This window comes from Desulfatiglans sp. (genome assembly GCA_012513605.1).
Lineage (GTDB): Bacteria > Desulfobacterota > DSM-4660 > Desulfatiglandales > HGW-15 > JAAZBV01.
This window is the reverse complement of sequence record JAAZBV010000128.1, coordinates 1-24,608: the sequence shown is the minus strand read 5'-3', so window position 1 is coordinate 24,608 and position 24,608 is coordinate 1. Positions and strand designations below refer to the sequence as shown.

Genomic DNA, 24,608 nt, shown 5'->3' with positions numbered 1-24,608 from the left:
TGGCTGACAATCATTCTGTTTATGTTTTTCATAACCTTTGCATGCGATTCAACACCTGATAAAAATCAGGTTAAGAAAAGCAGTGCGCCAGAGATAAAGGAGGCGCCTCCTGTAACAACAAAGGTTGAGGTAACAGGTGGAACAATTGAAGGGATAGAAGAGGATGGGATATTGACCTATAAAGGTATCCCCTTTGCCGCGCCGCCTATAGGAGATTTGCGCTGGAAGGCCCCTGCACCTGTGCGGCCATGGAGCGGCATAAAAAAAACCGATGTCTTCTGCGACGCATGTATGCAGACGGCAAACGCCATGGGTAATACCTCACCTGTCAGCGAAGACTGCCTTTACATTAACGTGTGGACCCCGGCAAAAAAAACAGATGAAAAACTGCCGGTTATCTACTGGGTGCATGGCGGCGGTTACAGCGGTGGCTCTACAAGCACACCCATGTATGATGGAATGGGTTTTGCCAGAAAGGGGGTTGTAATGGTGAGTGTCGCCTACAGGCTGGGGCCATTCGGTTTTCTTGCACACCCCGAATTAAGCATAGAGAGCGGTAATGGGTCAGGCAGCTATGGGATGCTTGACATGGTTGAAGGATTAAAATGGGTAAAGGATAATATTGCAAATTTCGGTGGAGACCCGGGGAATGTAACCATATTCGGCCATTCTGCCGGAGGCGCAGCCATAAGCCTGCTCGCAGCCACCCCCCTTACAAAGGGACTTTTTCACAGGGCCATCTGCATGAGCGGGGGGTCATTTACGCCCCTTATGACAGAGAATCAGGCAGGTATTGGCCTGGGGCTGCCTGCACTTAAACTTGCAGAATCAAACGGCGAACAGTTTTTAAAGGAGCTGGGTGCAGCAGACATTAAAGCGGCCCGTGCATTAAGCGCAGATGATATACAGAATAAACTTTCAGGCGGGATGGGTGGTATGAGGTTCAGGCCGGTGGCAGACGGTTATGTCATATCGAATGACCTTTACTCACTGTACATGGCAGGTAACTTTAATGACACACCGGTATTACTGGGGCACACATCCAATGAAATGGGCTCATTCGGCGGAAACCAGGAATTAACCAAGGCAGATTTTGAGAAGCAGATCAAGGAGCAGTATGGCCCGCAGGCAGAATTGATATTAAGCGCATACCCCCACGCAACAGATGCTGAGGCAACAAGGGCATCAAGGGATATCAGGAACGACAGCTCCTTCTCATGGAATACCTGGGCATGGTCACGCCTTCAGACACAGAAGGGTAAAAACAGTGCCTACCAGTATTATTTTGACTACAACCCCGGTCCACCTGATACAGGATCAGGGCATGGAAGCGACGTACCATATGCATTCCAGACATTGGGTGGAGTAGAAACAACACCTGAAGATGATCTGGAACTCTCTGACATGATAAGCAGCTACTGGGCTAACTTTGCAAAAACCGGTAATCCTAACGGCCAGGGTCTGCCTGAATGGCCTGCTTTTACAGAGACTGATCAAAAGGTAATGGTATTTGATGCAACTCCAGGGGCAAGGCATGTTCCTAATATGGAGAGATTGAAGGTAATTGATACATATTTTTCAGGGTTGAGGGAAAAGAGTAAATAAAAAATATCATTTACATAGAGGAGAAAAAACCATGAAATCGTCAAAAGGTATCGGCTTAACACGACGTGATTTTTTCAAAAATACTACTATCACAGGAGCAGCCATTGCTGCCGGGGCAGGAGGCATTCTGCTTCCTGTATCAGCCAGTTCAGCCCAGCAGGCCTCGATAACAGGTAAGACGATCAAAGAGGCTGCCCGTGAGACAAAGGTTTGCCGCACAGCGGATGTTGTGGTTGTTGGCGGAGGACCAGGCGGTATAGGTGCGGCCTTGTCAGCAGCAAGGAACGGGGCTGATACAGTTCTTATTGAAAGGTATGAACACCTTGGCGGCATGGGGACAGGGGGCCTTGTTACCATTATCCCGGCCATGACCGATATTACCGGTAAACAGGTGATAGCAGGAATCACCCAGGAATGGATAGAGAGGCTGGATAAAAGGGATGGGGCAGATTACCCCAAGAAGGAGCACTGGGGTTCAACCGATAAAAAGCTTGTTGAATATTACAATAACCGCTCCTTTTTTTATGCGACAGGTAACAGGGTCGGCTATTCCGCACACATCGATGCAGAGATATCAAAGTGCCTGTTTCAGGACATGATGGAAGAGGCTAAAATAAAGACCTATCTCCACTCCTGGGGGACAGAGCCCATAATGGAGGGCAACAGGGCCAGGGGGGTAATCTTTGAGAGCAAGTCAGGCAGGCAGGCGGTGCTTGCAAAGGTTGTCATTGACTCCACAGGCGATGGTGACCTACTGCCTTATGCCGGTGCAGAGTTTGAAACCCATATCGAGCGCACCATGAGGATAGCAAACCTCTCCTTTTCATACTGGATAGATAATGTTGATCTTAAAAAATATGAGGAATATAAAAAATCAAATGCAAAGGAACTCTCTGCCAAACTGGGTGAGCTGAAAAAACTCGGCGGGAAAGCCGGTTTTCTTACAAGCAACCTGAAAAACCAGGAGAATGTTGTCTGGTGCTTTCCCCGCTACGCAAATACATGTCAGTATGATGTAGAGGAGCTTACACGGGTAGAGTTTTTAGGCCGTAAAGAGATGCTCATAACACATGATTTTTACAAAAAACATATTCCAGGTTTTGAAAAGAGCTTCATAGTTCTGACAAATATGCAGCTCGGTACAAGAGGAGGCAGGCGGGTTGTTGGAGATTATGTTGTAAAAAAAGAGGATATGAATGCAAAAACCCCATTTAATGACACCATTGCCATATTCCCCAACCTGGATGATAAAAATCCCTTAATGTATATGCCCTATCGCTGCCTGATACCGCGCAATGTTGATAATATGCTTGTTGCATGCAGGGCCTTTTCATCAGACGCTGTTATCAATGATGCATTCAATCTAATTCACCATTGTGTCTGCCTTGGAGAGGCTGCAGGGGCAGCGGCGGCACAGGCGATTAATTCTGGCATTGATGTGAGAAAGGTTGATATCAAGGCATTACAGGCAACGTTAAAGAAACAGGGGGTGGTACTTCCAGGTTAGCTGGTATCCATCCAGAAAAAGACAAATTCTGGATGGAGCTTTCAGCAGTCAGCGATCAGATGTCAGCCAACTCTTTGTTTTGAATGCCTTTTGCTGAACGCTGATAGCAGACCGCTAGAATCTAAAAACAACAGTTTTGAATGAAGGTATGGAAATAAGATATTTATTTTTTTATAGAGGAGTTTTAATCATGAAATTGCAAAAAGAAAAGGGCATAACACGGCGTGATTTTTTCAAAAATACTACTATTACAGGCGCAGCCATTGCTGCCGGGGCAGGAGGCATGCTGCTTCCTGTATCAGTCAGTTCAGCCCAGCAGGCCGCGATTACAGGAAAGACAATCAAGGAGGCAGCCCGTGAGACAAAGGTATGCCGAACAGCCGATGTTGTGGTTGTAGGCGGAGGCCCCGGTGGTATAGGCGCGGCCGTAGCAGCGGCCAGGAGCGGCGCAGATACTGTCCTTATAGAAAGATACGAGCACCTTGGCGGTATGGGCACAGGTGGTCTTGTTACCATTATCCCCAACCTGAGCGACTTCAGCGGTAAACAGCAGATAGCAGGCATTACCCAGGAGTGGATAGACCGGCTCGACCGCAGGGAGGCGGCTGATTACCCGAAAAAAGAGCACTGGGGTTCGGATGATAAAAAGCTTGTGGCATATTACCAGAACCGCTCCTTTTTTAATATACGTGAGCAGAGGGTAATATACTCGGCTCATATTGATGCCGAGATATCAAAATGCATTTTACAGGATATGGTTGAAGAGGCAGGGGTAAAGACATACCTCCATGCATGGGGAACAGAGCCCATAATGGAGGGCAACAGGGCCAGGGGTGTCATCTTTGAGAGCAAGTCAGGAAGACAGGCAGTGCTTGCAAAGGTTGTAATAGACGCCACAGGCGATGGTGACCTTCTGCCATATGCAGGGGCCGATTTCAAGATGGATATAGAACGCACAATGAGGATTGCCAACCTCTCATTTTCATACTGGATAGATAATGTTGACCTTAAAAAATATGACGATTACAAAGCGTCACACACTAAAGAGTTGACAGATCACATGCGCGAGGTCAGAAAGGCTGGAGGGCACGGGGGATTCCTCACAAGCAACCTGAAAAACCAGGAGCATGTTGTATGGTGTTTCCCGCGCTATGCAAACACAAGCCAGGTGGATGTGGATGAGCTTACCCGTGTTGAGTTTAAAGGCCGTAAGGATATGCTGATAACTCACGATTATTTCAAGAAGCATATCCCCGGTTTTGAGAAGAGCTTCATTGTGCTCTCAAACCCCCAGCTCGGCACCCGCGGCGCAAGACGCGTTACAGGAGATTATGTAGTGAGTGAAAAGGACATGAATACAGAGACCCCCTTCACAGATACTGTTGCAGTATTCCCTGATGTGGATCGCGGCAAGGATTCTATAAAATACCCGGTAACATACATGCCCTACCGCTGCATGATACCGGCAAAGGTGGACAATATGCTGGTTGCATGCAGGGCATTTGCATCTGAGATGATTGTAAATGAATATTTTAACCTTATACCCCATTGTATTGCCCTTGGCGAGGCAGCAGGGGTAGCAGCGGCACAGGCAATAGCGGGCAATACAGACTTAAGAAAGATTGATATAAAGGCATTGCAGGCAACCCTTAAAAAGAGGGGCGTAATCCTTCCTGGATAGGCATGAGGAATATGGAATGAGAAAGTCCGGCAACAATCTATGGGCCATACTTGGCCCGGGTATTTTGTACACTGCCGCAGCAGTGGGTGTATCACACCTGGTCTACTCCACACGCTCAGGTGCAGTGTATGGTCTGGCAATGATCCCTTTTATCCTCTTTTTCTGTCTGGTCAAGTATCCCGGTATTCGTTTCGGCAGCGAGTTTGCTGCCGCAACGGGCCGTTCACTTGTGGACAGCTATATCAGCTTTGGCAGGTGGACCCTCTGGCTTTTCGGGCTTTCCCAGTTATTGAGCATGGTATTTATTACAGCGGCAATAACGCTTGTTACCACTGCGCTTATCAATGCTGTGCTCGGGGTGTCATTCGGGATGCTGGTTGACAACGGCCTCCTCCTTATAATTTGCGCCGTGATCCTGATAACAGGGCGTTACCATATACTGGAGAGGCTGACTAAAGGGATAGTTTCAGTATTCACACTGCTGATCATAATAACCACAATAAGCGCCCTGTTCAAGCTGAGATTTCATGGTATGTCACTTGGGTGCGTCAGCTTTGACGGGGCCACCATGCTCTATGTGGTTGCAATGGCAGGTTATATGCCCACCCCCATGGATGCATCTGTGCTTCAGTCTTTATGGGCCCGCGCAAAGGCAAGGGACTTTGGACGTGAGGTTACTGTTTCTGAGGCAAAGCTGGATTTTAATATCGGTTTTATCACTACCTTTTTACTGGCCGTATGCTTTGTTCTGCTGGGCATGGTTGTGATGTATTGCAACGGCATAACCCCGGAAAAGAATTCCATTGGTTTTGCCAATCAGGTTATCAGGCTTTTTACCGAACTTGTGGGGAACTGGGCCTATTACCCGATAGGTATAGCAGCCATTACTGTCATGTTTTCAACCCTTATCACGGTGATGGACGGATATCCCCGTGTGATAGAGGCGCTTGCTATTGAGATGCTGCCAGGGTCAGGCAATAAATTTATGGGCAGGCGTTTCTATGACTGGGTGATGGTGTTCCTGGTTATTGTAAGTCTGGCAGTTATAGCCACACTGATGAAAAGCTTTGAAGCATTTATTGACATGACATCAGTAATTGCCTTTCTTGTGGGGCCTTTTATAGCATGGCTTAATCACAGAAGCATGTTCAGGGGAGAGGTTCCTGCTTCTGATCAGCCAGGTTCTGTAATGAGGTTGTGGAGCGGTGCAGCCATTATAATACAGATCCTGATATCCGCTTACTATATCTATCTTAGAATTGCAGGTTAATATGGTAATGGAGGTTTTTAATAAATGACTGGAGAAAGGCAAAATATGCGCCTTTATGTAAGGCTGGGATGTTTTGTGATAACAATACTGCTGTTATTGCCATTCCCATTCTGGGTTCACAGCTCAAGGATATTAGTCCAGGCAAGCCCCTTTGTAACAATATGTACAATACTGGCAGGAGGGGCATTATGGCTTGGATCAATTCTGGGCCTCCTTTTTTCTTTTATTGCCCTGTTCCGAAAAAGGTTTTTCTGCCGCTATGTATGCCCTGTCGGCCTGTTACTTGATAATGTCTCAAGGATCAGGCCCATTGTTAAACCCTGGTGGAAAGGCTCTCCCCCGATAGGCAGATACATCGTGCTTTTAACCATTGCAGGCGCAATAGTCGGATACCCTCTTTTTTTGTGGATGGACCCGCTCGCATTATTAAACAGTGCATTTTCTGTCTATAAGGCATCAGCTTTATCCGCTGTTATTATTTCTATTTCAGGCATGGTAATCTTACTGTTGCTTTCACTGACTTCGGGTAATCTATGGTGTGCCCGCATATGCCCTTTAGGCGCAACACAGGATATTCTTGATGATGCAGCCTCTTTTTGCAGGAGATTTATAAAAAGGCCGGTAAAAGAGCCACAGGTAATAAATGGATATAAAGAGCTGCTTCCATCCACGCGCAGGGTATTTATCGCAATTGCAGCAGGATTGGGATTAGGCCTCCTGGCAAAAAAAGCGGGACATGCAGAATCCATGAATTCCCTGCTGCGTCCGCCGGGCGCAATTAAGGAGGCTGAATTCACAGCCCTTTGTTTAAGATGCGGCAACTGCGTCCGTGCCTGTCCCTCCAGGATCATACATCCTGATACTGGAGGCTCAGGTGTTCTGGGGTTTTTCACACCGGTAATCCGGTTTAACAAAGAATATTGCAATGAAAATTGCAATGCATGTACAAAGGCATGCCCCAGCGGGTCTTTACAGCACCTTAATCTGGAGCAGAAGAACAGGTATGTAATCGGGATTGCAAGGGTGGACATGTCCCTCTGCCTCTGGGGCATCAGCGACTGCAATACCTGCATACGCGCCTGCCCCTTTGAGGCGATAAAAATCACGTGGGATGAAGAGGCTTATGAATCATATCCCGCTGTTAATCCAATAAAATGCAATGGCTGCGGGGCCTGTGAGGCATATTGCCCGACAGGAGATATCAAGGCCATAAGGGTATGGAAACAAACAGGAACAATCTAATTTTTTTTGGAGGTATCATAATATGAAAAAGCAAATCAAGATCGCTGCTATAATTTGTGCAGCTCTGTTATTCATCTCAGGCTGTTCACAGACAGCCAAAGATGACGGCACCATTACTGTGGGCTTCTCACAGATAGGGGCTGAAAGTGCATGGAGGGTCGCCAATACCGAATCCATCCGGAGCGAGGCGGCAAAAAGGGCCAACATAAAGCTGATCTTCTCAGATGCCCAGCAGAAGCAGGAGAACCAGATCAAGGCTATCAGGAACTTCATTGCCCAGGGCGTGGATGTTATCGCATTTTCTCCTGTTGTTGAAACCGGATTTGAGGCGGTTCTGAGGGAAGCCAAGGATGCGGGTATACCTGTTATCCTGATTGACCGCGGGGTGGATGTGCAGGATGACTCTTTATGGGTGACATTCATGGGCTCAGACTTTGTTGAGGAGGGCCGCAGGGCCGCACGCTGGCTCGTTGAAAATGGCTACACGAATGTGAAAATAGTGGAACTTCAGGGTACTGTGGGTTCTGCCCCTGCTATTGACAGAAAGAAGGGTTTTGAGGAGGTTATAAAAGATCATCCGGGAATGGAGGTCATTAAAAGCCAGAGCGGGAATTTCACCCGGTCAGGCGGTAAGGAGATAATGGAGGCATTTCTTAAGACTGAAGGTAAAAACATAAATGTCCTCTTTTCACATAATGATGACATGGCCATAGGCGCCATACAGGCGATAGAGGCATATGGACTGGCGCCTGGCAAAGATATTATCATTGTCTCCATTGATGCTGTAAGAGGCGCATTTGAGGCAATGATAGAGGGAAAGCTGAACTGCACTATTGAGTGCAGCCCGCTCCTTGGGCCGCAGCTCTTTGATGCAGTGGAGGCGCTGGCAAAGGGTGAATCTGTACCTAAAAAGATTGTAACAGAAGAGGGGGTGTTTCCGCAGGAGACTGCCGCTGAGGCAATAGGGAGCAGGAAGTATTAAAAAGGCAGCTTTCAGCAATCAGCGTTCAGATGTCAGCCAGAACTTATAAAATTTCGGCCTTTTCTGAAGCTGCACCTGACAGGATAGGGGGCCAGGTAAAAATAACGTAGGGGCGGACCCCTGCGTCTGCCCTGTTGTTTAACAAGGAGATGAGATATTGATGCCAGATATTGGCAATGTTTTGCTTGAAATAAGAGGCCTGACCAGGAGCTTCCCCGGTGTTAAGGCCCTTGACGCTGTGGATTTCACCCTGAGGCGCGGGGAGATCCATGCGCTCATGGGTGAAAATGGCGCTGGTAAATCCACCCTGATTAAGGTGCTTACAGGAGTCCATAAAAAAGGCAGCGGTTCCATTAAATTTGAAGGCAAAGAGTTCGATGCCTCATCCCCCATGGATGCGGCCAGTAAGGGAATCAGCACCGTATACCAGGAGATAAATCTGCTCCCCAATCTTTCTGTAGCGGAAAATATATTTATAGGCCGCCAGCCCATGAAAGGCATCAGGATTGACTGGAAGGCCATTAACATGAATGCCAAAAATGCCCTTGCCAAACTCGATCTTGAAATCGATGTAACCCTCCCCCTCTCCTCTTTCTCCACAGCTATCCAGCAGATGGTGGCCATAGCAAGGGCCATTGATATCAGGGCAAATATCCTGATCCTGGATGAACCAACCTCCAGCCTTGACATGGCGGAATGCAAAAACCTCTTCAAGACAATGAAGAGGCTTAAGGATGAAGGAATGGGCATCATCTTTATTACACACTTTCTTGACCAGGTATATGAGACATCAGACCGAATCACGGTCTTAAGAAACGGGCAGTTTATCGGTGAATACAAAACAGCAGAGCTTCCGCGTTTTCAGTTGATATCAAAGATGCTGGGTAAGGAGCTGGAACAGGAGATGGTATCATCAGGTAAAAGAGCTGAAGAGACACCTTCACAAAAAGAACCCTTCATGACCCTCAATAATGTAGAAGAAAAGGGTGTCCTGTTTCCGTTTGATCTTGGGATATGCGAAGGTGAGGTGGTTGGCCTGGCCGGGCTGCTTGGCTCAGGGCGTACAGAGGTGGCAAAACTCCTTTTCGGCATTAACAGGCCCACAGGCGGAACAATGGAAATAGACAATGAACCTGTTGCCATTCACTCTCCCAGGCATGCTATCTCTCATTCAATAGCCTTCTGCCCTGAAGACAGGAAAACCGAAGGCATTATCCCGGATCTTACAGTAAGAGAAAATATCGTTCTACCGCTACAGTCCCGCAGAGGTTTCTTGAGGAGCATATCAAGGAAGGAACAGGATAGAATAACAGACCAATATATAGAGTTGTTAAAGATAAAGGTATCAGGCAGAGAGCAGAAGGCCGGAACCTTGAGCGGTGGAAACCAGCAGAAGGTTATCCTTGCCCGCTGGATGGCCATGAATCCGCGCCTCCTGATACTGGACGAACCCACACGGGGTATTGATGTGGGCGCCAAGGCAGAGATAGAGAAACTGATATTCAGGTTAAGGGAGGAAGGCCGCAGCATCCTCTTTATCTCCTCTGAGCTGGAAGAGATCGTTCACACATGCAGCCGTGTCGCAATACTGAAGGACAGAAAAAAGGTAGGGGAGATTTCGGGCGAAAATATATCTGAAGAGACAATCATGACAACACTTGCTCAGGAAGGCACTGGAGAGAGATTATGAACATTGTTAAGAAAAAGAGATCTCTTTTGAACCCTGGCTCTTCAGACCTGAGCATCATCTATCCCCTGCTCGCCTTTATAGCCATACTTTTATTCAATCTGATTTTCACAGATGGATTTTTCCACATTGAGATAAAGAACGGTCACCTGTTCGGCTCATTGATAGATATATTCAACAGGGGTGCGCCGGTTATACTTATCACAATCGGTATGACCCTGGTTTACGCAACCGGGGGCGTTGATCTGTCAGTGGGCGCAATCATTGCCATCTCAGGGGCTTTAGCAGCGCAGCTTATCAGGCCTGATTATGTTAAAGGCATCCTGGAATATGGTGACCAGACCTCTTTGATCATAGTGCTTCTTGTGCCTCTTGTGCTATCAATCATTCTGGGGTTATGGAACGGCTTTCTTGTGGCTTACATAGGTGTCCAGCCTATTATCGCCACACTTATACTCATGACAGTGGGCAGGGGGATTGCACAGTTAATCACACACGGGCAGATCATTGTATTTGAGCATGCACCCTTCCAGTTCATAGGAAGCGGTTTCTTCCTGGGGCTGCCCTTCCCTGTTATCATGGTGATTCTCCTCTTTATTCTCACCTGGGCCATTACCAGAAAAACAACACTCGGGCTTTTCATTGAGGCATCAGGCGCAAATCCCCTTGCAAGCCGTTACATGGGGATACCGGTAAGGATGATAACAACCTTAACCTATGGTTTTTCAGGGTTCTGCGCTGGCCTTGCAGGTCTGATCATTACTGCGGATATAAAGGCAGCAGATGCCAACAATGCAGGAATATTTATGGAACTGGATGCAATCGCCGCTGTTATTATCGGGGGGACCATAAACGGAGGACGTTTTTCAATGGCTGGCGCTATCATCGGGGCACTTATTATCCAGTCCCTTACAACAACCATCATTACGCGCGGTGTCCCGCCCCAGGTCGTGCTGGTATTCAAGGCAGTAATAATCATCATGGTGGCGCTGATCCAGTCTAAAAAACTGCGGGATCAGCTCTCGCTTATTTTACATTCAGGAGACAGGCCATCATGAGATTTCGATTAAGCCAGAAAAATATACCAATCCTTTCAACCTTTCTGGTATTCATCCTGATCTATCTCTCAGGTACATTTGCCTATAAAGGCTTTTTTTCTCTCCGTGTTTTTATTAACCTCTTTATAGATAACGCCTTTGTCGGCATCATCGCCATTGGCATGACCTTTGTCATCATCTCAGGAGGGATTGATCTCTCTGTTGGTTCTCTTGTCGCATTTACCGGGGTTTTATGTGCAAACCTGCTATCACGCACCAGCATATCGCCATTTATGGTTATCTTCATCTGCCTCCTCTGCGGCGCAGTGCTGGGCTTTACTATGGGAAGCATGATACACTTTCTTGAAATGCCCCCTTTTCTTGTAACCCTTGTCGGGATGTTTCTGGCCAGGGGGCTATCCTTCGTGATAAGCCTTGACTCTGTGCCCATCCGCAATGAACTTTTTCTCACTATCTCAAAGGCTTCTATTCCACTGGGTAATGGAATCAGGCTACCTGCCTATGCGGTTACCTTTATTGTAATGGCTATGCTTGGCGCATATATCCTGCATTATACACGTTTCGGCAGAAATATTTATGCCATAGGCGATAATGAAAAATCTGCCATCCTAATGGGTCTTCCGGTTGGAAGGAGCAAAATCCTCATATACACCCTCAACAGCACCATCTGTGCAGCAGGGGGGCTGGTCTATTCCCTCTATACCCTTGCTGGATACCCGCTTGCCGGCACAGGACTTGAACTGGATGTAATTACCGCTGTTGTTATCGGGGGAACCCTTTTAACAGGCGGTGTGGGCTTTATGGAGGGAACAGTTATCGGTGTCATGATCCTGGGGCTGATCCAGACCATCATCACGTTTCAGGGGAACCTGAGCACCTGGTGGACAAAGGTCTTTATCGGCATCCTTTTGTGTATCTTTATCCTGCTGCAGCGATATCTTTCATTAGGGAAGATAAAAACAGGATCAAGGGTTAAAACATAGAACTCCTTCCTAAATAAACATTTTTTCCAGTTTCGTACCGGGTGTACTGATGTCAAGTTAAGGAGGGGAATGTGCCTAATGTCATTTTTTTGGTGAGGAATTGTATGTGTTTTTCTACTTAGTGCGAGGTGAATCCACACCTGATAAAATTGCAAAGAGTCATCGGCCTACCTGCCGCTTGCTCAACGTATTCTTTTCTTGACCCGACACATGTATTTTCATATATTGTGTGCAAAAAAATTATCATTTAATTTGCTTCGCATCGGAAATTTGACCAAAAACTGTATTCTGATATAATAAAATGAAAATTCGCTATTACATAGATCCAGAAACAAATCTGCCTCATATTTACAATCATGATGTGCAGGAAAATGAAGTGAAGGATGTGTTACAGAAACCAAGCGAAGATCGACGAGGTAAAGAAAATTCTCGGATCGCAATTGGTCAGACAAGGGGTGGCAAATATCTTCGGGTTATTTATGTTCAGGACTCTGAGCCTGATAGTATATTCGTAATTACTGCTTATGAATTAAAAGGAAAGCCTCTAAAGGCGTTTAAGCGCAGGGGGAAAAGGAGAATAAACTGATGAAAAAAAACAGGTTTCCAAAAGGGTGGGATGAAGAACGTGTAAAATGTGTCCTTGATCATTATGAGAGCCAGACAGAGGAAGAAGCTGTTGCAGAAGATGAAGCTGCCTGGGAAGATATATCTCAGACTTTTGTTGAAGTTCCAAATGAACTTATTCCTGCAGTTCGCGAGCTGTTAGCAAAAAATGCGGCTTGACGTTTTATTATCATTTTTTGGAATATTTACCCACATTGATTCAACCTTCAGAGCCTCTAAAGATTGGTTTGCATTAACCACCTAAATAAAAAGCAAAAGACAGTTAAGATAAAAACCTTAACTGCCTTTGCATTACAGAGTATCTGATTTATCTATCAATAATAAAAAGCAGATAATCATCTTTTCACATATTACTTAACTCCGTACCCTATTAAAGCTTTGGATTGTGTAAACCCAACGCTTCTGTTAGCGTCCACCTCCCGGCATCCCTCCGCCTCCAAAGCCGCCCATACCGCCTCCGAGGCTGCGTTTCAGCTTGAGTTCATTGCCTGAAAGGGTTCCTGTCCATTTCATAGTAAAACTTTGTTCACCCATCTTGCGTTCATAGGAAAAAGAGAGATTGTCTCCTTGTATTGTTCCATCCTTAATCTCAATTGCCCCTGGCATTTGCGTATTCTCGATGGTGCCTGTGAGTATGGAGCCATCAACCCTGAAATCATACTTTAAATTGTTGTCACCATCCTTTGCGATCCATTTCCCTGCGATCCCCTTTGATGAACTCCCGCCATTCTCTCTTGTTGCCGTAAACTCGGAATTGACCCCGCCACCGGGTGCACCGGCCCCCGGCATTGGGCCACGGCCCATGCCCGGCATCCCCATTCCCATACTGATCGGCTGGGTGCCGTCATATGTTCCAATAGAGGGCGGAGGCGTAACTGATCCTGCGGGTTTAAAGAGCATCTGGGCGAACAGGTACAGGTTATTATCCCATACAGGGACTTCGTGCACCCCTGAATCAAGATACCATACATGATTAATTTTTGCCTCATCCAGGGCCTTATGCAGGTTCCAGCTTCCAGTAATCAGGTTGTCCTTGTCCCCGCAGCCTATCCAGAGCAGGCTCAGTTTTTCCTTGGCATTCTGAATCTTGGGTACGAGAACAGTGGGCGGCTGGAGGTTGGGTGCAGAAGAAAAGCCGCCTACCCATGCAAATTTGTCGATATTGTTGATCCCGAAATTAAGCCCCTGACCTCCTCCCATGGAAAGGCCTGTAAGGGCCTGGTGGTCCCTGCTCTTGTTTACAGAATAATGTGATTCAATATAGGGCATCAAATCATTCAGCAGGTCCGGCTCAAGGTTGGCGTAGTAATTAAAGTCTGCCATGAAATTACCTGAAGGCGGTTCGGCTGTGGCCCGTCCGTTAGGCATTACAATGATCATTGGCACAGCCTTTTTATCAGCAATCAGGTTATCGAGGATCTTATTGGCTGAGCAGAGGGTTGTCCAATGGGTCTCATTTCCTCCTATCCCGTGCATCAGGTAGAGAATCGGATATTTTTTATTCGGATCATAGTTTGGAGGGGTGTAGACGACCGCCTTGCGATCTACGCCTATACTCTTTGAATTATAGGTAATGGTCTCCAGCTTACCTTGCGGGATATCCGGTCTGATTTTGTTAAAGCCCTCCGGCGCGTGACCGGGAAGAGCAATGGCTGCAAAGGTTATCTGACTTCCGATTGTTGTCAGGATTAACAGTGACAGGAACAGGCAGTTGACCAGAAATCCATAACGCAACTTTATTGATCTATTCATGGTAAATCTCCTTTAGTAATTTATTACAGGATGGTTAATCGAGCATATTGAAACCCGATAAAAATATTGATGGCTCACAGATGAATTTGAAATTTCAGCACTCTGTTCTTGCCAAAATCATTACTAATGTATACAAGTATACAAAAGTCCATATTGTGTCAATATAATTAACCGAGGTCAAAAAGGAGTCATTACTTGAAGAGTTCAAAAACAGGGGTGCCGGTCACAATATGGAACCGTAATTTTATTTGTATATTGCTGATATCCTTTATACTCGCCATTTCACATTTTGCCATAAATCCTCTTATTGCCTCCTATGCCCTTCATCTGGGGGCCAGCGCCCATATTATGGGGCTCTTAACAGGCATCTTTTTTGGTGTCGCCTTCTCAATGCGGCCAATATCAGGCCCGGTTCTTACTAAATTTGACAAACGAAAACTGATGATACTGGTTTTCTTTATCGGTGGAGTTGCAAATATCGGTTACGCGCTTTTTGATAATATATCTGCCTTTATCGCTTTCAGGCTGCTTCATGGTCTTCAGTATGCACTTGTAGGAACCCTTACGATGACCCTGGCCGGGGATAACCTTCCCAAAGAAAAAATGGCCTCCGGGATGGGGATTTACGGGCTCAGTTCATCACTCAGTATGGCTTTGGCGCCAACCCTGGGAATAAGCATTCTGAACTTTGGCACAAATTTAAAAAATGAAAACTTTGGATTTACATCTGTTTTTCTTTTTGCAGCGGTTATTTCATTTCTGGGGCTCATTCCGGGTCTTTTTCTTTTACCGGATAAAAAAACAAAGGAAGATATATTAAGCACAGGGGCATGGTATAAAAATATAGCCTCTGTTCATGCGATTCCCATGGCACTGGTTATGTTTTTTATTTATTTAGGGTGGTCATTATATAATGTGTATACTGTTGAGTATGCAAAAGAGCTCAATATTTCGGGGATAAGCTCATTTTATACTGTACTGGCAGGAGTCCTTGTAATTACAAGACCGGCAAGCGGTTATCTGACCGATAGATACGGATTAACCAGGATTCTTATCCCAAGCCTGATAATAATGGCCCTCTCATTTATTATAATAGGATCAGCGAAAACAATCGGCACAATGCTCATTGGCGCAGCTGTTGCATCTTTAGGATTCGGCGCATTTCAGCCTGCAATGTATTCCATGTGCATGCTTTCCGAAACACCCCTTAAGAGAGGGGTTGCCAGCAATACCCTGTATATCGGCATAGATGTAAGCCTTTTTCTCGGTCCTGTTTTAGGCAGTATGGTGTATGATATGTATAATTATTCTATTATGTTTGAATCAGCTTCACTGGTGATACTGATGGCCATTGTTGTATTTATCCTGCTGCTGCCATCATATTACCGCAGGCGCAGGGCGCTGGAAGAGATGGATAGGGTTGAGACAGGGCTCAAGGTACAGGGCTCAGGGCACAGGGTACAGGGAAATAATTATAATCTGTAGGGGCAGGCCCCCGTGCCTGCCCGTGAAAGATAGCAGATTACAATAATTTCGGGCAACTATATTATATTTTCCCTGCTACTATTTGGTATCGTTAAAAATTAAGAAGGAGAATATTTGTATGAGAAGTATAATAATCTACCACTCATGGACAGGGAACACAAAACAGATAGCTGAGAAAATACACTCCGGCATCAAAGAGCTCTTTAATGAATGTGATATCGCACCTATGAAGGATGTGGATATCAATAAATTATCAAAATATGACTTGATTGGTCTGGGCTCCTTTGTGCAGAGTTTTCAGGAGCCCGCTCCTGTAACAGATTTTATTAGTGCCATGCCTGATCTGACAGGCAAATATGGATTTACCTTTTGCACACACGGCACATGCGCAGGGGGCTACATAGAAAGGGTGGTAAAAGGGCTAAGGAGAAAGGGGCTCACAGTTACCGGCTGGAATGACTGGTATGGCAGCGGTTTCATACCGCTCATGCCAAAACCATATTATACTGATGGACACCCTGATAAAATCGACCTGAAAGAGGCAAGGGAGTTCGGAAAGGATATCACTCAGCGCAGCCTGAGGATAGCACAGGGAGATACTCACCTCATACCGGAATTACCTGACAGGAAAGAATACGATAAACTCTACGGGGCAGTAATGGACCTTGGCGGCGGAGAGGGAATGGCCGATATGGTTAAACTTAAGCCAGTGCATAATGCGGATATATGCCTTTATCCCAAATGCACTAAATGCATGGATAACTGTCCCACTAAAAGCATTGATCTGGCCGATTCACCAAAAATAAACTATAATACCTGCGGCCCCTGCATGGTCTGGTTATGTGAACAGCTCTGCCCAACAGGCGCCATGGAGGTGAACTGGGATATAGCGGATAATATGATGAACACAATGACATCGATCTTTGAAAAACTCGCTGAACCAATGGAAGAGTATGGGGAGCTGCGCCGCTTCAGGAGCCTGATAACAGAGGAAGAAGGCAGCGGCATACCTTTATATAAGAAACAAAGGCATCCAAAGCTTATTATTCGTGATGGTGTGATAAGAGAAAGTTAAAAGGCGTAAAAAGCAGGTTCAATATATGCTTTTTATAAGCCATGTAATAAAAACAAATTTAAAAGAAAAGGAGACTGACATGAACAGATTATTATCAGCACTTTTTACAGGGCTTCTGGCCGTTTTCGCTTTTCAGGGGTCATCCATGGCTCAAGACGCAGGAAATTCCGGTACAGAAAAGCAAATTCAATATGAGGCATTAAGCCCCTGGGCAGATGTAGACCCGATCCCCATGCGTGGAATCTCTCCCAGGCTCGATAGCCTAAAAGGAAAAAAGATCGGGTTATACGTCAACACTAAACGTGCAGCCATGCCCATGGCAAAATCAGTCGATAAGAGACTGAAGGAGATGTACCCCGATATCCAGACAACCATTTTTCAATCTACAGAGCCGAATGTGAATGAGATCGAGACAAAAAATAAAGAGAAATTTACTGCATGGGTAAATGATATTGACGCAGCAATTCTCCTGGTAGGTGACTGAGGCTCCTGCACAAAGTACCTCGTCTATACCGGAATATCAGTCGAGGACTTTAATAAGCCGGTCGTGTTACTGGCTAATGTAGGTTTTGTTAATGATGCCCATTCAGCCGCTTCAAGCAAGGGAATGCCCGGGATAAGGGTTATAGGAGAAACAGTGCCCTGCGAATCTACCATCATTGCTGATATTGAAGAGGGTGTAGCAGCCGCCATGAAGGATGCTGTTGATGCCCTGGTCAGACCTCTTACGGCCGAAGAGAAATCCCCGAAACAGCAGACAGGCAAGAGCCCAAGGGTTGCTTTTAAGGGGACACTTCAGGAGATAAACCAGTTCTTTTACCGCAAGGGGTGGGGCGATGGTCTGCCTATTATTCCGCCAACTGAAGCGGCAGTAGCAGAGATGCTCAAAGGGACTGATCTTCCGCCCGATCATATTATGGGAAAGATCATACCGCGAAAAGGAAAGGCCACCATCGAAAAGATAGCCATCAACGCGGTTATGGCAGGTGCGCTCCCTACCCACATGCCTGTTTTGATCGCAACAGTGGAGGCATTTTCAGATCCAAAGGCGAGGTTTGATACATTTGAGGTGAGCACAGGTTCATGGGCCCCATCCCTTACCATAAACGGCCCTATCAGAAGAGATATACATGTCAATTCCGGTTCCGGATCGTTGAGCCCGGGCAATATCGCCAATTCCGCAATCGGCAGGGCTGTGGGGCTGATCGTAAAGAATATCGGCGGGGCAAGAAAGGCTATCGAGGACATGGGTGTCATAGGCAACCCCGGCAAGTACAGCCTTGTGATAGGTGAGGATGAAGAGAATAGCCCCTGGGAGCCCTTGAGTGTTGAGCGCGGCTTTACGAAAGAAGACAACACTGTAACAGTCTTCTTTCCCAACTCCTTTACTCAGACAGTCCCGGGTGGCACAGATGCAAAAGGGATTCTTAATACCCTTGTAACCATGGGTACCACCAGCATGTCGAGCGTTATTCTTATTCCATCCTGGGCAAAGGTTTTGGCAGGTGAAGGGTATACAAAGCAGAAGGTCAAGGATTATATAGCAGAACACAGCAAACCGGTTGTAATCTCCGGTTTTGAAGAGGTCACAAATCCGGCTAAAATGGATACTGAAAACCTCATGATCCTGGTAGCCGGCGGGCCGGGCTCCTTTATAGGCCTGTTAAAGAGCGTAGGGCCGGGATTTTTCAATAATGCCCTTGTTACAAAAAAGATAGTATTACCTAAAGACTGGAACAAACTGGTTGCAAAATACGGCAACCTTGTACCGATTTATGAGAGGTACTAGACTTAAAAAGGTTTTAAAAATGAAAGATCCTGCAATTAAGATTCGCAGGGGAAAATTTCCCCTCTGTTTTGAGAAGGCGCGGCTGATTACAGAGTCCTGTAAACAGACTGAAGGAGAACCCGCTATAATCAGATATGCCATGGCCCATGCAAATGTACTGGAAAATATCCCGCTGATTATTTACAGGGATGAACTGTTTGTTGGTGAAGGAGCCAGTAAACCGTGGGGGGCAGAGATTGATCCGTTCCTGGGCATTTGGAAAGAGGATGCAATCAGGGTCGCAGTAGAAGATGGGATTATCTCGATGGATGATGCGGACTGGCCCCTTATGAGAGATTTGGGCAGGTACTGGTCAACCAGGTGTTCCGAGTATGCGCAGTCAAAGCTCTTTGACGAAAGGTTCTTTAACTATCTTAAGGTCGGTATTACATTACCGCCCATGAAAAACAGGGATGAATTCAGGGGCGCCTATGCGGGGAGCGGCCTCTGCCTCTCCTTTAACTTTACTGATTGTTATACTGACTTTGGGCGATGGATGAAAGGGCTTAACCCTATAATAGAGGAGATCGAGGAAGAGCTTAAAAATCTCAGGTTTTTTTCTCTGGAGGCTGTTAACAAAAAACAATTCCTGACCGCTTCATTGATCGTGCTCAAGGCAATAATCCGGCTTGCTGAAAGATATGCTGAAGAGGCTATACGAATGGCGGCGGAGGAAACAGATGCTGTGTGCAGGAAAAATCTTGAACGTATTGCCTCAGCCTGCCGCATTGTTCCTGCCAATTCCCCTGATAATTTTTATCAGGCCATGCAGTCCTTATGGTTCAACCAGATCATCTCAACACCAAGCTCAACACATAATTTCGGTAGGTTTGACCAGTATATGTACCCCTTTTATAAAAAAGAGAGGGATGAGGGAAAGATCACTGATGAAGAGGTGCTGGACCTTCTGTGTGAACTGCGTGTAAAGAGCATGCGACCTGAAAATATAAAGCTTTCAGCAGCAAAACGCTCCCAGCACTCAGGGTTTGCAAAATGGCGCAACATGACCATAGGCGGTGTCACGGCTGATGGCAAAGACGCCAGCAATGAACTGACCTGGCTCGTCCTTGAGGCGGCAACCCGTGTCAGGACGCCTCACCACACCATTACCCTGAGGGTGCATAAGAACACACCGGAAGATCTGATGCTCAAGGCCCTGGAGGTGGTAAAGACCGGTATCGGTATGCCAGCCCTTGCGCTGGATGGTTCCTTTATTGACTACATGACATCCGGCGGCATTCCACTTATTGAGGCCCGTGATTATCACCTGGCCGGCTGTGTGGACCCTGCTGTCCCTGGCAAACAGAGTTTCTTAGCCGGCCTGTTCTTTGTGGTTCCAAAGGTTCTTGAAATTTATCTGAACAATGGAACAGACCCTAGAACCGGGCTGGAAGTGGGGCCGCATAAACCGGATGTTGAGGACAGCAAAACCTTTGAAGAATTCATCGCAGGGTTTAAGGATTATCTGAAATATTTTATCGGTATATGGCATGAACACAGCTTTCTTGTGTCCGGGAGATCAGGGGATGTTTATGGTTATAACGATATTGTTGAAATAGTTGAGACGATTCTTATGCATGATGGTGTCAGGATGGGTAAGGCGCTCTCCAACAGGGACGCCATACCCCCATATGATTTCAGGGCTGTAATGATACCGGTTGGGGCTATCAATACAGCGGATTCGCTTGCGGCTATCAAACAGGTTGTATTTGAAACAAAGAGGATCGCCCTTAAAGAACTAAAACAGGCACTGGATGCAAACTGGGAAGGCAATGATGATATCAGGAGATTATGCCTGAATGCACCCAAATATGGAAATGACAATGATTATGCAGACTCGATTGCAGCAGACCTCTATAATTTTCTGATCGATGTGGAATCAAATTACCGCTCCTTTGGCAGGCCCGCAAACGCAAAGGTGAGGGGAATCGGAGGAGCCTCGATTTCATCCATGTTTGCAGGGGGCTCGATTATCGGGGCAACCCCTGACGGCAGGTATGCCGGAACAACATTATCTGATGGAACAGTATCGCCGGCCCAGGGCATGGACATAAAGGGTCCAACAGCCATGCTGAGGAGTGCCGCAAAAATCAACCAGGCAGCATGCGCGTCTGCGCTTCTTAACATCAAGCTGCACCCGTCGTTTATTGGAGGCAGTGAAGGGCTTGCAAAACTTGGCATTCTCATAAAAACTTATGGCGATATGGGAGGCAAGTGGGTACAGTTTAATGTCGTTGGAAACGAAGAGCTGCTGGACGCACAGCAGCACCCGGAAAATCACAGGGACCTGATTGTAAGGGTTGCAGGCTACAGCGCCTATTTTACTGATCTTGGCAAAGGGGTTCAGGATGATATCATCAGGCGTATGGAGGTAGAAATCTGATGAATTATGGCATGTTTAGGTTGCAGTACTAGTTTATGAAATAAAGTTTCGCAGCTATCTTTTATGTAATATAGGGGTAAGCAACGTTTTGTTATTTTTAGAGATTCTTTTGCTGGATTCCACGGTCAAGCCGTGGAATGATGGCCTACCCCCATCGTCATTCCCCGACATGATCGGGGAATCCAGGTTTTTCTCAAAGCAACTGGATGCCAGATCCAGCCTTCGTAAAAGCTACAGACTGGCAGGCAAGTCTGGCATGACGTGTAGGTATAGCACGCAATAATGTATTTATCAGGCTTTGTAGGTTCATAATGTTCAGGCATTGCCTCTTGACATTATCACCCCGATAGGGTGTGGATTTTGATATTAATTAAAGGAGAAGATCTTATGAAAAAATATTTTATCAACGCACTTATTTTTATCACTTTTTCATTGTTGTGCCTTTTTGTGCTCTGCAATAATACCTCTGCCTCAACCGGTAAAATGGGTTCAGAGGGGCTGATAAAGGTGATGGATAACTATCTTGGCCAGCTTGTAAAAAACAATCCTCAAAGTCTGGTGGTTGCAAAGGATGTTAAGATCACAGAGAACGGTTACCCCATTAAGCTCGGTAAAGGGCTTTTTCAGACGGCAAAGGAGATAAACTATAAACAATACATGGCAGATCCTTCGGTGGGTCAGGTTATGGTGTTTGGCGTGGTCAAAGAATCAATGCTCCTTGCCAATTTCATGGTTCGGTTAAAGGTTGCAAACGATAAAATAACAGAGATTGAGACTATCGTGGCAAGAAAAGATGAGGCCTCATTCGCCAGCCCGGAAGCGCTCAAAGAGCCAAGGCAAATATATGCAAAGGTGCTTTCCGAATCGGAGCGTTCTCCCCGCGATAAATTGATAAAAATCGCTAACAGCTATTTTGAAGGCATAGAACAAAACACAGGCGATATAGTACCCTTTCACAAGGAGTGTAACCGCTTTGAAAACGGCACCCAGACCACCAATAACCCGGCAACAATCGCAACCGGATGCAAGGAACAGTTTGATAATAAGAACTACGCCTATATCACGGAGATCAGAGACCGCCGCTTTCTGATGGCTGATGAGGAAAGGGGTCTGGTCTTTGGAATGTTTATTTTTGATATGCCCGGTAAAAGAGAAGACTTTGAATTTTTCCCGACCCCTTTTGATGAACTTCCAACACGATTTTATAAACCCCGTTCCCTGCTCCTGGCCGAGATGTTTAAGATTGTTAATGGACAGATCATCTCTATTGAAGCAGTAATGGTGAATGCGCCCTTTGGAGCCACTTCCGGCTGGTAATATATTTTAAAACAAGGAGATTTTATGAGACGATTTTTTTTCTTACTGGCAGTAGTTGTAATGTTTGCTTTCAATATTTCAAATATTTTTGCTGCTGAATGTGACCGTGAGTGCCTGATAAAGATGGCAGATGACTACCTTTCAGCGCTGGTGACACATACACCTGGAAATATGTCCTTTGCCAGGGATGCGAGGACAGTGGAAAATGCAAAACAGATTAAGCCCGGCGAAGGGCTCTGGAAAACAGCAACTGCGGGCCCCACTGAATTCAAAATAATAGTGCCCGATACCTTTTCACAACAAGTAGGAGGTATGGTTATAATGCAGTCCGAAGGAAAACCCGCACAAGTCGGATTCCGGTTAAAACTTTCCAATGGCAAAATTGTTGAGGCAGAGCACCTTGTCTCGTTACTGCGCGGAACTGAAATACCTGACACACTCAAAAAGGTGAGGCCTGCCATCCCCATGGAAATACCATATGAATACGCGGATTCGCGCGGTAGGCTTATCCATATTGCAAAATCATATTATGATGCGGTTGATCTGAACAATGGTAATCTCGCCCCCTTTGCAGACGACTGCGACAGGATTGAAAACGGATATCGAACCGCACCGACAGGCGGGCATTTGGGCGGAGTAGGTATCCCCGGTACAGCGCCACGGCCGGCTGGTCTTTTGGGCATGGTCACATGCAGGAGCCAGATCAATCTACAGAATTTTGAATATATAAGTGACATTGTTGATAGGAGGGTTGAAATAGCAGATACAAAGACCGGGCTTGCAATAGGCTTTTCCAATTTTCGTCATAAGATGGATAAAAAGGAGTACAGGCTTCTTAATGACCCTGGCAGGGATAAGGTAGAAAGAAAATATGATCCCTTTGACATGATAGCCATGCATATATACAAAATCTGGGGAGGAGAGATACACCAGATTGATACTGTAGGGGTCATGGCCCCATTCAATACGCCGAGCGGCTGGTAACAGGACATGGAGTGGGTAAAAAGGTAAATCAAGTAATTTTTTACCTTTTTATCTATGTCCCACAGTCTCAATTTTTTTGACTTACACTCTGCGGTTCAATTTTAGTCCGTCATTCCCTACTCGATCGGGAATCCATTTGTCTTTCGTAGGGGCAGGCCTGACGCATGGCCCGCCATAGCCTTGGCGAAGGCGGCTGTCTGCCCGGTTTTCCCCCTGCACCCCGCACCATAATTATTTTACACCTGTAGGGGCACAGCGCCTGTGCCCTTCTTCTCTTATTGTTTTTTCATTCGGTGTTCATTGCTTTTGCCTTACGCTTTAATCCTTGCGCCCTGCAACATATAATGAGTAATGACGTCCATAAGTTTCTAAGTTATCAATCTTTCGAGAAGATTATCCCTGTCTGCATCGTCTTGGAATATTCTTTTTAGTTCTATGACCCTTATCATTACATGATGTAATACCCCAGTTGCGTCTAATCTGGATTGTCTTGGCATAATGCCTAACTTAACTAACAGATCATTCTTTAACTATCAAGTTATTTAGTTTCTTATGGACGTCCCGGTTTCGGTTTCCCCATCTATCACTAGAAAATATTTTAACCCTCATACCATTCGACATACTACGGCAATGCACCTGCTGCGCTCAGGAAATGATATCAACATGGTCAGCTATTGGCTGGGACATGCAAGTATCAATACCACACATGTTTACGTGGAGATCGATATGAAAATGAAACTTAAAATGCTACAAAATACTAATGCCCCTAATGTCAAAAAATCTCTTCCATGGCAAAACCCAGGCGTCTTGGAGTGGCTCAAAACACTTAAAGGGCACCACAATTATGTGCAGTAAATATTTAAGATAGGTTGATAAATAAAGGAGAATCCTAAAATGATCGGCTTCAACTCAACATAATTTTAAACTTCACATAACATTTATTATGTTGAGCTCAACATAAAAAATGATTGGGCATGAAGGCCCAGGCATAGCATTGTGTTTTTGTTTTGGGCAGGAGATCAGAAAGCCTTTCCATGAGGTTTTCACGGTCTTCATCGTCTTTGAAGATCCTGCGGCGTTCTATCCCCCTGATCATCACATGGTGTAATAAACCTGGTGTATCTAGTCTGGCTATTCTTGGCATG

General features: G+C 46.0%; 21 protein-coding genes. 19 read left to right on the top strand and 2 right to left on the bottom strand.

What is annotated here, in order from left to right; all coding sequences use genetic code 11:
* The first annotated feature begins 21 nt into the window (after nt 1-21).
* From GX654_17120 to GX654_17070, 11 genes are all read left to right on the top strand, one after another.
* Nucleotides 22-1,605 carry a carboxylesterase family protein gene (locus GX654_17120; GenBank protein ID NLD38584.1) on the top strand — a complete coding sequence of 528 codons (1,584 nt, stop codon included), beginning with the start codon at nt 22-24 and terminating at the stop codon, nt 1,603-1,605.
* Nucleotides 1,606-1,636: 31 nt separating this feature from the next.
* Nucleotides 1,637-3,112, top strand: a complete 1,476-nt coding sequence (locus tag GX654_17115) for an FAD-dependent oxidoreductase (GenBank protein ID NLD38583.1) — start codon at nt 1,637-1,639, stop codon at nt 3,110-3,112.
* 190 nt (nt 3,113-3,302) lie between these two features.
* Nucleotides 3,303-4,793 (top strand): FAD-dependent oxidoreductase, encoded by a 1,491-nt coding sequence (locus GX654_17110; GenBank protein NLD38582.1) that lies wholly within the window; start codon nt 3,303-3,305, stop codon nt 4,791-4,793.
* 16 nt (nt 4,794-4,809) lie between these two features.
* Nucleotides 4,810-6,063 (top strand): divalent metal cation transporter, encoded by a 1,254-nt coding sequence (locus GX654_17105; GenBank protein NLD38581.1) that lies wholly within the window; start codon nt 4,810-4,812, stop codon nt 6,061-6,063.
* 24 nt (nt 6,064-6,087) lie between these two features.
* The gene (locus GX654_17100) at nt 6,088-7,305 is read left to right on the top strand and encodes a 4Fe-4S binding protein (protein ID NLD38580.1); all 1,218 of its coding nucleotides are present in this window, start codon (nt 6,088-6,090) and stop codon (nt 7,303-7,305) included.
* 22 nt (nt 7,306-7,327) lie between these two features.
* Nucleotides 7,328-8,287, top strand: a complete 960-nt coding sequence (locus tag GX654_17095) for an ABC transporter substrate-binding protein (GenBank protein ID NLD38579.1) — start codon at nt 7,328-7,330, stop codon at nt 8,285-8,287.
* A 160-nt stretch (nt 8,288-8,447) separates the two neighbouring features.
* The gene (locus GX654_17090; protein ID NLD38578.1) at nt 8,448-9,977 is read left to right on the top strand and encodes a sugar ABC transporter ATP-binding protein; all 1,530 of its coding nucleotides are present in this window, start codon (nt 8,448-8,450) and stop codon (nt 9,975-9,977) included.
* Nucleotides 9,974-11,032, top strand: coding sequence for an ABC transporter permease (locus GX654_17085; protein ID NLD38577.1), 1,059 nt, complete (start codon nt 9,974-9,976; stop codon nt 11,030-11,032). Before GX654_17090 ends, GX654_17085 begins: the two co-directional genes overlap by 4 nt.
* Nucleotides 11,029-12,015: a sugar ABC transporter permease YjfF gene (gene yjfF / locus GX654_17080; protein ID NLD38576.1), complete on the top strand. Its 987-nt coding sequence runs from the start codon at nt 11,029-11,031 to the stop codon at nt 12,013-12,015. Before GX654_17085 ends, yjfF begins: the two co-directional genes overlap by 4 nt.
* A 301-nt stretch (nt 12,016-12,316) precedes the next feature.
* Nucleotides 12,317-12,601 carry a DUF4258 domain-containing protein gene (locus GX654_17075; GenBank protein ID NLD38575.1) on the top strand — a complete coding sequence of 95 codons (285 nt, stop codon included), beginning with the start codon at nt 12,317-12,319 and terminating at the stop codon, nt 12,599-12,601.
* Nucleotides 12,598-12,798 (top strand): hypothetical protein, encoded by a 201-nt coding sequence (locus GX654_17070; GenBank protein NLD38574.1) that lies wholly within the window; start codon nt 12,598-12,600, stop codon nt 12,796-12,798. Before GX654_17075 ends, GX654_17070 begins: the two co-directional genes overlap by 4 nt.
* Nucleotides 12,799-13,044: 246 nt before the next feature.
* On the opposite strand, the gene GX654_17065 is transcribed toward GX654_17070, so the two are convergent.
* Nucleotides 13,045-14,391 carry an esterase family protein gene (locus GX654_17065; protein ID NLD38573.1) on the bottom strand — a complete coding sequence of 449 codons (1,347 nt, stop codon included), beginning with the start codon at nt 14,389-14,391 and terminating at the stop codon, nt 13,045-13,047.
* A gap of 195 nt (nt 14,392-14,586) precedes the next feature.
* Between GX654_17065 and GX654_17060 the strand changes: the two genes are divergently transcribed.
* The 8 genes from GX654_17060 to GX654_17025 all read left to right on the top strand — a co-directional run bounded on the left by GX654_17060 (nt 14,587) and on the right by GX654_17025 (nt 24,318).
* The gene (locus GX654_17060) at nt 14,587-15,876 is read left to right on the top strand and encodes an MFS transporter (protein ID NLD38572.1); all 1,290 of its coding nucleotides are present in this window, start codon (nt 14,587-14,589) and stop codon (nt 15,874-15,876) included.
* A 118-nt stretch (nt 15,877-15,994) separates the two neighbouring features.
* Nucleotides 15,995-16,951 (top strand): hypothetical protein, encoded by a 957-nt coding sequence (locus GX654_17055; GenBank protein NLD38571.1) that lies wholly within the window; start codon nt 15,995-15,997, stop codon nt 16,949-16,951.
* A 79-nt stretch (nt 16,952-17,030) separates the two neighbouring features.
* Entirely contained in the window at nt 17,031-17,435 is a 405-nt protein-coding gene (locus GX654_17050) for a hypothetical protein (protein ID NLD38570.1), read from the top strand.
* Between the two features lie 63 nt (nt 17,436-17,498).
* Nucleotides 17,499-18,740, top strand: a complete 1,242-nt coding sequence (locus GX654_17045; GenBank protein NLD38569.1) for a hypothetical protein — start codon at nt 17,499-17,501, stop codon at nt 18,738-18,740.
* Between the two features lie 19 nt (nt 18,741-18,759).
* On the top strand, nt 18,760-21,162 hold the full coding sequence (locus GX654_17040; protein NLD38568.1) for a hypothetical protein: 2,403 nt from the start codon (nt 18,760-18,762) through the stop codon (nt 21,160-21,162).
* A gap of 387 nt (nt 21,163-21,549) precedes the next feature.
* Complete coding sequence (locus GX654_17035) at nt 21,550-22,479, top strand: hypothetical protein (protein ID NLD38567.1); 930 nt, start codon at nt 21,550-21,552, stop codon at nt 22,477-22,479.
* A gap of 24 nt (nt 22,480-22,503) precedes the next feature.
* Complete coding sequence (locus GX654_17030; protein NLD38566.1) at nt 22,504-23,463, top strand: hypothetical protein; 960 nt, start codon at nt 22,504-22,506, stop codon at nt 23,461-23,463.
* Nucleotides 23,464-24,015: 552 nt separating this feature from the next.
* The gene (locus GX654_17025; protein ID NLD38565.1) at nt 24,016-24,318 is read left to right on the top strand and encodes a tyrosine-type recombinase/integrase; all 303 of its coding nucleotides are present in this window, start codon (nt 24,016-24,018) and stop codon (nt 24,316-24,318) included.
* A 97-nt stretch (nt 24,319-24,415) separates the two neighbouring features.
* Here the strand turns inward: GX654_17025 and GX654_17020 are convergent, their stop codons facing one another.
* A complete protein-coding gene (locus GX654_17020) occupies nt 24,416-24,607 on the bottom strand; it encodes a hypothetical protein (protein ID NLD38564.1) in 192 nt (63 codons plus the stop codon).
* Nucleotide 24,608 lies beyond the last annotated feature (1 nt).

Bases quoted from the DNA above. Each gene is read 5' to 3' on its own strand.
- GX654_17020 (NLD38564.1), bottom strand. From the start codon at position 24,607: ATGCCAAGAATAGCCAGACTAGATACACCAGGTTTATTACACCATGTG.
- GX654_17105 (NLD38581.1), top strand. From the start codon at position 4,810: ATGAGAAAGTCCGGCAACAATCTATGGGCCATACTTGGCCCGGGTATT.
- GX654_17085 (NLD38577.1), top strand. From the start codon at position 9,974: ATGAACATTGTTAAGAAAAAGAGATCTCTTTTGAACCCTGGCTCTTCA.
- GX654_17050 (NLD38570.1), top strand. From the start codon at position 17,031: ATGAACAGATTATTATCAGCACTTTTTACAGGGCTTCTGGCCGTTTTC.
- GX654_17055 (NLD38571.1), top strand. From the start codon at position 15,995: ATGAGAAGTATAATAATCTACCACTCATGGACAGGGAACACAAAACAG.
- yjfF (NLD38576.1), top strand. From the start codon at position 11,029: ATGAGATTTCGATTAAGCCAGAAAAATATACCAATCCTTTCAACCTTT.
- GX654_17035 (NLD38567.1), top strand. From the start codon at position 21,550: ATGAAAAAATATTTTATCAACGCACTTATTTTTATCACTTTTTCATTG.
- GX654_17110 (NLD38582.1), top strand. From the start codon at position 3,303: ATGAAATTGCAAAAAGAAAAGGGCATAACACGGCGTGATTTTTTCAAA.
- GX654_17100 (NLD38580.1), top strand. From the start codon at position 6,088: ATGACTGGAGAAAGGCAAAATATGCGCCTTTATGTAAGGCTGGGATGT.
- GX654_17040 (NLD38568.1), top strand. From the start codon at position 18,760: ATGAAAGATCCTGCAATTAAGATTCGCAGGGGAAAATTTCCCCTCTGT.
- GX654_17075 (NLD38575.1), top strand. From the start codon at position 12,317: ATGAAAATTCGCTATTACATAGATCCAGAAACAAATCTGCCTCATATT.
- GX654_17095 (NLD38579.1), top strand. From the start codon at position 7,328: ATGAAAAAGCAAATCAAGATCGCTGCTATAATTTGTGCAGCTCTGTTA.
- GX654_17090 (NLD38578.1), top strand. From the start codon at position 8,448: ATGCCAGATATTGGCAATGTTTTGCTTGAAATAAGAGGCCTGACCAGG.
- GX654_17065 (NLD38573.1), bottom strand. From the start codon at position 14,391: ATGAATAGATCAATAAAGTTGCGTTATGGATTTCTGGTCAACTGCCTG.
- GX654_17025 (NLD38565.1), top strand. From the start codon at position 24,016: ATGGACGTCCCGGTTTCGGTTTCCCCATCTATCACTAGAAAATATTTT.
- GX654_17115 (NLD38583.1), top strand. From the start codon at position 1,637: ATGAAATCGTCAAAAGGTATCGGCTTAACACGACGTGATTTTTTCAAA.
- GX654_17030 (NLD38566.1), top strand. From the start codon at position 22,504: ATGAGACGATTTTTTTTCTTACTGGCAGTAGTTGTAATGTTTGCTTTC.
- GX654_17120 (NLD38584.1), top strand. From the start codon at position 22: ATGTTTTTCATAACCTTTGCATGCGATTCAACACCTGATAAAAATCAG.